We start from the raw sequence: 8,685 nt of genomic DNA, 5'->3' as shown, positions 1-8,685 counted from the left end.
GCAATCACACAACCGACTTAACTCATGAATTGTTAAGCCCGGCATGGAGACCAGTTCATGTTTTCTGCTTATGATGATTTCATACTGTTGTGCTGTCATAACTGCTCCCCGGTTACACACGCGGATCGAATCGCGATTCTTTGGCCAATTCCTCGAAGAGATGCCTCTCCCTTGCTGAGAGATGCTTCGGCACCACGATACGCACATTCACCAGCAGGTCTCCGTAGCGGCCCGACGCAACCGGCATCCCCTTGCCCCGTACCCGTAAGGTCTGGCCGCTCTGGGTACCGGCCGGCACGGTGAGATTGATCCGGCCATCGATGGTCGGCACCAGTACCTTTGCCCCGAGGGCCGCCTCCCAAGGGGTGATATCGACTGTTGTGGCCAGGTCATGGCCGTTCAGGGTGAAACGGCTGTCGGGAAGAATGCTGACTCGCAGGAACAGGTCGCCGGCATCCCCACCGCCGCTGCCGCTGCCGCCTTGCCCAGCAAGGCGGATCAGGGATCCGTCCGTAACACCCGGTGGGATGGTGACATCATAGCTGCGTCTGGTCCTGGTCGGTCTGCCTCTGCTGTCTGTTTCCACCCGTTCCAGTTCAATGGTTTTCCGGGCGCCATGACAGGCGTCGGCCAGCGTGATACTAATGGAGGTCTCATGGTCGCGGCCTCGCCGCCTCCTGGTGCCGCCGCCCCGGAATTCGGTCTCATCGCCAAAGCTCCATCCGCCGCCGAAGAGGTTCTGGAAGAAGTCACTGAACTGGCCCGGATCGGCAGAGGAGAAGTGGAACCGGACATTGTCACCTCCCTGATACCCCTGATTGGCGAATTGACCATCCCAGCCGCTGCCGAACTGATCGTACTTGGCCCGTTTTTCCGGGTCACCCAGCACCTCGTAGGCCTCGTTGATCTGCTTGAATTTCTCCTCGGCAGTGCTTTCCTTGTTGATGTCGGGATGGTACTTGCGGGCCAGTTTACGGTAGGCCCGCTGGACCTCTTCCTGGGTTGCCGTTTTCCCTACGCCGAGGATGGCGTAATAATCCTGAAACATTGCCATGATCTTCACTCTCGCCAGAAACTATTATTCTTTCTTGTCGTCTTCCGGCCATCTGCGCATGCAGTAGATACACTGTTCAACATGATGCGGAATCGTATCCCGCAGGATTTCCTTCTGAAACTGGACGCCACAGCGCTTCGGAACGGGATAGCGATGCAGTTTGTTGTCTTTGATGAAGTAATGCATGCCATGCTCCTTTCTGGTGCGGCAGCTGGTTCGCTAAGCGAAATTCTCAACATTGTTCACATCGTTCTGTGTCCCGGCCAGAAACTCCAGCACGTTCTGAAGGTTTCGGACTTTCCTCGCCAAGAAATCCTTTTTCTGCGGGTCATCAGTGGTTCTGAATTGGTGTTGCAACTCCTTCACATGCTCTTAACGATCGTAACGGGATTTATTCTCATATGCTTCATCTATCCTTCCTCCGTGTCAGCAAGAAAGAACAAGGGATATTTCCCCCAGAACCAGCGAGGGCCGCATCACGCGGCCCTCAAAACATCCCTGCTGGTTCAGGATACCGGCACCCGGTAGCGGGCATGCCGTCCTTTGTCCGGCTTGGGTAGCCGGATGGTCAGGACCCCGTGTTTGAGGTCCGCCGCAATTGCCTTCTCATCGATTTCGTACGGCAACTGGAGAGTTCTGGCGAAGCTGCCGTACCGGCATTCTGAAATTAGGCACCCATCACCTCCTTTCCGTTCGCGTACCACGTTCTTTTCACCTTTTATCGTTAACCGCCTGCCGACAAGCTCAACCGAGAAATCATCTCTCTTCAGTCCCGGTACTTCTGCCCTGATGATCAGTTCATCAGATGTCTCGTGCATGTCGAGCGACGGGCCACCAAACTGCATGAAGGCTGGCAGGGTGTCGGCCGTGATTCGTTCCGGAGAATGCTCCTCATTTTTTCGCGGCATGAGTCTGGTCAGGAAATGGCCGACTTTGTCATGAACCCGCTCCAGCGCCTCGCTCCATTTCTCGGGCAACAGGTTTGACATTCTGATCACCTCCTCAGCAGACTCCTTTCTCAACCGACCTGGACGGCGATCCGTTTCGGTTTGGCGATTTCGGCCTTCGGTATCCGCAAGGTTAGGATGCCGTTCACATAGTCGGCATGGGCCTTTTCGTGGTCGAGGCTCTCGGGAATGGTGAACTGACGGTAGTAGTTGGCCAGTTCAAATTCCCGGTAGGCCGAGGTTCCCGGCATGGTGTGCTGCGCCGGAGCGCTGATGGTCAGGATGCCTTTTTCCACGTTCACATCGAGAGCATCCTTGGAAGCGCCTGGAATGTCAGCTGTCAGGACCAGACCTTCTTCTGTCTCGATGATATTCACCGCCGGGCGGATATATTTTTCGTTCGACCGCGTCTCTTCACGGGTCTGCACACTCCGTTCGTCGTTTCTTTCCGTCAAGCTGTTGGCTGCCATGATTGATTACCTCCTTTCCGTATCATGTCGTTCGTTATCACGAAAGTTTGATGTCGATTTTTTTTGGTTTGGCATGTTCGGCCTTGGCCAGATTGATCTGCATGATGCCGTCCCTGCAACTGGCCGTGATCTTGTCGGGATCGATGTCAACCGGCAGTTCCAAGGTGCGGGAGAATTTGCCGGATCCGAGTTCGGAGCGGTGTACGATCTGCCCTTCCTTCTCGACGAACGGTTTGCGTTCCCCGCTGATGGTGACCGTGTTCCGCAGTACGGTCAGATCGACATCCTTCGGATCAACGCCGGGAATCAGAGCCTCGATGTAGACATGCCCCTCATCCTCGCTGAAGTTGACCAGCGGGAATCGACGGGTTGTTAGCGGCGAAAGGAATGTCGGTCCAAACGGACGGTTGTAACCAGCGCCACGGAAAGCTTCGTCGATTTCCCTTCTCAGATTGTCCAGTTCTTTGAATACATCCCAGGTTGCCATGTGGATTACCTCCTTTCAATGAGTGATTTTCTGATCAAAAAATAAGTACGCATTTTCAGCGTGTCAAGAGGTGGAAGCTGATTTTTTAAACCGACTCAACCCTACGATATCATGAAGCATATTCTATTTTTATTCTTGAAATCGACGTAATGTTTTGCTATATTTTTAGCAGTCAGCACTATAGAGTGCTAATCATGATACAAGTTTTTAGGAGGTGCGTCATGGTTACCAATCTGCCAGTTGTTGCCGACAGTCTTACCCTCTATCTTTCCGAAATTCGCAAATTCAGATTACTCACCGAAGACGAGGAGAGGAACTACGCCATCAAGTTCTTTGAGGAAAAGGACCTTGAGGCAGCTCATACCCTCATTACTTCAAACCTTCGCTATGTGGTTAAGGTCGCTTCCGAATATCGCCGTTACGGTCTGAAAATGCTCGATCTGATCCAGGAGGGCAATATTGGCCTGATGATGGCGGTTCGCAAATTCAATCCCTATAAAGGGGTTCGGTTGATTTCCTACGCCGTATGGTGGATTCGGGCCTATATCCAGAATTACATTGTTTCCGCTTGGAGCCTGGTAAAAATCGGTACTACGCAAGCACAGAAAAAATTGTTTTATGGGTTACGCAAGACCAAGGAAGCACTGCTTAAATTAATCGGCAGTGATAGCGACACCTTGGAAGTTTCCAGTAAGCTCCATGTGCCAGATCATGAGGTCGTTGAAATGGAGCAACGGCTTAAAGGGGACGTTTCTCTTAATGATGAGCTTTTCGAAAGCGATGGCCTGACGATACTTGATGCAATTGCTGATGACCGGATGAATCAGGAAGAAATGCTAGGCGAGTATCAAAAAGAGCGTGTACTGAAAAAAGCAATTGCTCAAGCTTTGCAGGGGTTGAATGAAAAAGAGAGGTATATTGTTGAACACAGGATCACTAGTGATGATCCCGCAACACTTCAAGATATTGCGGACCACTTTTCAATTTCACGTGAGCGGGTACGCCAGATAGAAGAGCGTGCATTGACAAAACTAAGCAATAGCCTGAAGCCCCAATTATTACTCGCTCACTAGCCAGGAGGTTAATGTTCAACTTGAGTTATTTTGTGAGGGTTGTTTATAATTATTTTAGAGGATTCCGTCATGAGGAGGAGCATAGATCATGATCCATGCGCGATCAACGATACCGAACGTGTGACGAAAATCTTCTTTTAACAGATGGAAAGGAAGAAACACTGGGGAAAAGGAGGTATCCGTCATGAAAGGGAGAATTTACGACAAACTCTGCGCCATTGATGACAGTGGAAGAGCAAGCGCTCTTGCTTCAGAACCAACTGTCTTCTGTGCGCAGTGCGGTGCCGAAGCGCACGACCCGTCGAGCGTCTGTGAGCCGGTGGATATCAAGAGCAGAAAGTAGGAACTTGATGTTTCTGGATTTGAGAAGGTGGGCTTGGTCTTTCAAGCTCACCTTTTTTGCTTATGATGAGGCTGACCACTTCCATTAACAACATTTAGAGTCTTGGGACGGTGCACCATGCGCCGTCCCATTCGTGGAACGTCTAGCTGAATATCATCATGTTGCCGATAATAGCATTCAAGCTACCACTTGGACGCATGGCCTTGGCTGTTTTTACCTTGTCGGGGTGATAGTACCCTCCCATGTCAACGGGTTTTCCCTGGGCACCGAGCAGTTCCTCATTGATCAAGGATTCGTAATTTTCAAATTGACGTGCCACGTTGGCAAAGCGAACCCGAAGCTCCCCGTCTTTTTTCTGTTCTGACAGCGCCTGTGCCCAGTACATGGCAAGGTAGAAATGGCTGCCGCGGTTGTCGATCTGCCCCACCTGGCGGGCAGGCGACTTGTTGGCGTCAAGGAACTTGGCGATGGCCTGATCGAGGGTCTCGGCGAGGACCATGGCCTTGTCGTTTCTGAAGGTGGTTCCGAGATGCTCGAGGGAAGCGGCAAGGGCCGAGAACTCCCCGAGGGAATCCCAACGCAGATATCCTTCCTTGACAAACTGCTGAACATGCTTGGGGGCAGAACCTCCCGCGCCGGTCTCAAACAGACCGCCGCCCGCCAGCAGTGGCACGATGGAGAGCATCTTGGCGCTGGTCCCCAGTTCTAGGATAGGAAAGAGGTCTGTCAGGTAGTCCCGGAGAACGTTGCCTGTGACCGAGATAGTATCCAGCCCTTTGCGGATTCGTTCCAGCGAATAACGCATGGCCTCAGCCGGCGGCAAAATCTTGATTTCGAGGCCAGTGGTGTCGTGATCCTTGAGGTATTTCTCTACCTTGGCAATAACTTGGGCGTCATGGGCTCGATTCTTGTCCAACCAGAAAATGGAATGGGCACCGGTGGCCCTGGCCCGCCTCACGGCTAGCTTGACCCAGTCCTGGATCGGGATGTCCTTCACGCGGGACATCCGCCAGATATCGCCGTCCTCCACCTGGTGCTCCATCAGAACCTTGCCGTTGGCGTCCACCACGCGGACGGTTCCATCGTAAGGGATTTCAAACGTGGTCGGATGGGAACCGTACTCTTCGGCTTTCTGGGCCATGAGACCAACGTTGGGAACGGAGCCCATAGTGGCGGGATCGAAGGCGCCATGTTTTTTGCAGTCCTCGATGATCTCCTTGTACATCGTGGCGTAGCAGCGGTCCGGGATCATTGCCTTGGTATCATGGAGCTGGCCGTCAGGCCCCCACATCTTGCCTCCGTCACGGACAACTACCGGCATGGAGGCGTCAACGATGACGTCGCTGGGCACATGCAGGTTGGTGATACCTTTGTCGGAATCAACCATCGCCAGCTTCGGGCGCTTGGTGTACTCAGACCGGATGTCGGCTTCGATCTCGGCACGCTTTGCTTCCGGCAGGCTCTGGATCTTCTTGTAGAGGTCGCCGAGCCCCATGTTGGGATTGACACCAAGCTCCTTGAAGGTTGCTGCATGCTTCTCAAACACGTCTTTGTAAAAGATGGATACGGCATGACCGAACATGATCGGGTCGGAGACCTTCATCATGGTGGCCTTAAGGTGTAGGGAGAGGAGCAGATCCTGACTTTTGGCATGCTCGATCTGTTCAGTAAAGAACTGGCGAAGCGCCTTTTTGCTCATGAAGGTGCCGTCAAGGATTTCGCCCTTCTCCGCCTTCATCTTGTCTTTCAGGACGGTTGTCTTGCCGTCCTTGTTAATTAGCTCGATCCTGAACTCGAATGCGTCCTCTGCGGTTATGGACTTTTCGTTGCCATAAAAGTCGCCTCCGGTCATATGGGCGACATGTGCACTGGAATCCGGGCTCCAGTGTGCGAGATTGTGCGGATTCTTCTTTGAAAAGTTCTTCACCGACAACGGAGCTCGACGGTCGGAATTACCCTCGCGCAGCACCGGGTTGACGGCACTGCCGAGCACCTTGGCATACCTTTCCTTGACCTCCTTCTCGGCGTCGGTCTTGGGATCCTCAGGATAATCGGGGACATTGTACCCCTGCCTCTGGAGTTCTTTTATGGCCTCTTTAAGCTGAGGGACAGAAGCACTAATATTGGGGAGCTTGATGATATTTGCTTCCGGGCTCTGGGTAAGTTCACCCAACTGGGCCAGTTGATCGGGAATTCTTTGTGCTTCCGTCAGGTTCTCAGGGAAAATGGAAATAATCCTACCAGCAAGTGAGATATTCCGGGTTTCAACCTCAACACCGGTCCCCCTGGTGAACGCCTGAACGATAGGGAGCAACGAGTACGTTGCTAGTGCGGGTGCTTCATCAATTTCCGTCCAGATAATCTTGTGTGTCGCCATGTTGCCTGCCTCCTATCTTGGGGCTAACCCACTGTTTATAGAATAGTTTCAACATAATGGCGGCATATGGAATTTTCAAGGGAGGGGAGAACAGCGGAGAGAAGTTGCCATTAAAGGCGACCATGATCAAACCTGAGAAGATGACTATAATAAGTAACTGAAAGCCCTCGCCGTAGCCCAGGAAATCGCTGCGTGCCGGGGCCATAACATCCAGTGGAGACTAAGTATTTTCCGCAAACGGATGCAAAAACGGATGCTAGGCGCTCCTTCTAGGAGGGAATCATCCCCGACTTCGAGACTTATTCCGTTGATTACTATGAAATGCTGTACAATTAACGTAATTGTTGCACCATGCTTCTCTTGGTTGTACGGTGATTCACGTCCACCCAACTACAAACGGATGCAAAAACGGATGCAATGACCACCAAGGCATAAAAAAAGGACTTAACCATATCGGCTAAGTCCTTGTTTTTTTTGGAGCGGGAAACGGGATTCGAACCCGCGACCTTCAGCTTGGGAAGCTGACACTCTACCACTGAGTTATTCCCGCTCGATAGAGAGGTATGTATTTAGCGCAGGGGATCGGGAGTTGTCAACTGTTTTTTGGCCAGATAGCGCTGTGCCTCGGCGCGGGTGCGGACTTCGCCGGTGCTCTGGGCTGCGCGGAGCAGTTCAACGGCTTCCCCCACCTGTCTGCCCGGGGGCAAGCCGAGAAGGGTCATGATGTCGTCGCCGGTGAGGAGGAGCAAGCCGCCGCGGGGAATATGATGATGTGTCAAATAGGTGGCAAGGTGGCGGCATCCGTCCTCCGGCAGGATGCCTTCCGCCAGGGGGAGGATGAGCTGTTCGCAGCCGGCCGGCTCACGGTGGCGGAAGAGAGTAAAGAGGGCGTGCGGGTCCGGCGCGGCGGCAGGGGCAGGCCAGATAAGGCGGGCCGAGGAGCAGAGCAGCTCCAGAAGCCGAGTGGCGGTCTTGCCGAGCATGAGCCGTTGCGATGCGGTGCCTGCGGGGATGCCCGCGCCGTTCAGGAAGGCGGCGAGCTTCGCCAGGGCGCGGATGGTGATGCCGGGCTGAGCCTCCTGCTGCAGCCGCGCCCGAACCAGCTCCGCATCGGTGCCGAAGGGAGAGAGGTCCCCACAGAGAGCCTCGACCCGGCCAAGTACGCCGGCTGCGGTATCGGCGGGAAGGTCGTCGGTACCGAAGATGGCGCCCATTACGCCGGCGCGGGTCATCTGGAGGACAGAGGAAACCGCGTGCGGCAGGTCAAGCATCCGGATGAGTTCGTCCCGGATCCGCTCCCCGGCCACGGTGGCCAGGAGCGGCGCATGGTCGGGGATGAGCGCCAGGGTTGCGGCGTGGATATCGAAGTCGAGATGGGCGGCAAAGCGGTAGGCACGCACGATCCTGAGCGGATCGGCGGCAAAGGCATCGGCAGAGCAGGCACGGATGACACGCTGCGCCAGGTCGACGGCTCCGTCCAGGGGGTCCAGCAGGTTACCCGGAGCGCAGGACACGGCAAGGGCGTTGATGGTGAAATCGCGCAGGGCGAGGTCGGCAGCAATGGTTCCGCCCTGAAGGGGAGCGAAATCGCAGATGTCCCCCTCCCCCTTCAGCGCGACGCGGGCATGGCCCCGCTCTTCGTCGAGGGGGAAGAAGCTGCCGCCGATCCGGGCGGCAACGGCCCGGGGCAGGTCTTCCCCGCCGGGGCCGACCACGATGTCAATGTCATTGGACGGCCTCGCCAGCAGGGCATCGCGGATGCACCCACCCACGAACCACGCGCTGAAGCCCCCCTGCCGGGCAAGGGACGCTATCAGGGTCGGCAATGGCGCGGCGAGAAAAGAAAGGATTCGTTGGTCCATGGTTCGAGCTTACCGCCCGACCGGGGTGGAGGCAACAAAAAAGCCCGCGCAAGGCGGGCTTTCAAGTAGCGA

General features: G+C 54.6%; 8 protein-coding genes and 1 tRNA gene. 2 read left to right on the top strand and 7 right to left on the bottom strand.

The features are described from left to right. Positions 1-112 precede the first annotated feature (112 nt). Complete coding sequence (locus AC6CDK_RS10615) at positions 113-1,054, bottom strand: DnaJ C-terminal domain-containing protein (protein WP_108104031.1); 942 nt, start codon at positions 1,052-1,054, stop codon at positions 113-115. 153 nt (positions 1,055-1,207) lie between these two features. On the opposite strand from AC6CDK_RS10615, the gene AC6CDK_RS10610 reads away from it, so the two are divergent. After that, positions 1,208-1,582 carry a hypothetical protein gene (locus AC6CDK_RS10610; RefSeq protein WP_192906041.1) on the top strand — a complete coding sequence of 125 codons (375 nt, stop codon included), beginning with the start codon at positions 1,208-1,210 and terminating at the stop codon, positions 1,580-1,582. Here AC6CDK_RS10610 and AC6CDK_RS10605 read toward each other — a convergent pair. The 3 genes from AC6CDK_RS10605 to AC6CDK_RS10595 are packed head-to-tail and all read right to left on the bottom strand — an operon-like array spanning position 1,561 to position 2,958. Next, positions 1,561-2,043: an Hsp20/alpha crystallin family protein gene (locus AC6CDK_RS10605; RefSeq protein ID WP_108103953.1), complete on the bottom strand. Its 483-nt coding sequence runs from the start codon at positions 2,041-2,043 to the stop codon at positions 1,561-1,563. The genes AC6CDK_RS10610 and AC6CDK_RS10605 overlap by 22 nt on opposite strands. A gap of 29 nt (positions 2,044-2,072) precedes the next feature. Beyond that, positions 2,073-2,471 carry an Hsp20/alpha crystallin family protein gene (locus tag AC6CDK_RS10600; protein ID WP_108103952.1) on the bottom strand — a complete coding sequence of 133 codons (399 nt, stop codon included), beginning with the start codon at positions 2,469-2,471 and terminating at the stop codon, positions 2,073-2,075. A 37-nt stretch (positions 2,472-2,508) separates the two neighbouring features. Beyond that, on the bottom strand, positions 2,509-2,958 hold the full coding sequence (locus AC6CDK_RS10595; protein WP_108103951.1) for an Hsp20/alpha crystallin family protein: 450 nt from the start codon (positions 2,956-2,958) through the stop codon (positions 2,509-2,511). Positions 2,959-3,179: 221 nt separating this feature from the next. Here AC6CDK_RS10595 and rpoH point away from each other — a divergent pair, with 221 nt between their 5' ends. Then, positions 3,180-4,031, top strand: coding sequence for an RNA polymerase sigma factor RpoH (rpoH, locus tag AC6CDK_RS10590; protein ID WP_108103950.1), 852 nt, complete (start codon positions 3,180-3,182; stop codon positions 4,029-4,031). Between the two features lie 485 nt (positions 4,032-4,516). Here rpoH and AC6CDK_RS10585 read toward each other — a convergent pair whose 3' ends face one another. The 3 genes from AC6CDK_RS10585 to AC6CDK_RS10575 all read right to left on the bottom strand — a co-directional run bounded on the left by AC6CDK_RS10585 (position 4,517) and on the right by AC6CDK_RS10575 (position 8,613). Next, positions 4,517-6,751 (bottom strand): NADP-dependent isocitrate dehydrogenase, encoded by a 2,235-nt coding sequence (locus tag AC6CDK_RS10585; protein WP_108103949.1) that lies wholly within the window; start codon positions 6,749-6,751, stop codon positions 4,517-4,519. Positions 6,752-7,226: 475 nt separating this feature from the next. Further along, positions 7,227-7,301, bottom strand: a tRNA-Gly gene (locus AC6CDK_RS10580). Between the two features lie 19 nt (positions 7,302-7,320). Further along, complete coding sequence (locus AC6CDK_RS10575; protein WP_192905450.1) at positions 7,321-8,613, bottom strand: tRNA nucleotidyltransferase/poly(A) polymerase-related protein; 1,293 nt, start codon at positions 8,611-8,613, stop codon at positions 7,321-7,323. Positions 8,614-8,685 lie beyond the last annotated feature (72 nt).

Source organism: Geobacter sp. PheSNFMC (assembly GCF_059620965.1).
This window is presented reverse-complemented; position numbering and strand designations above follow the sequence as displayed.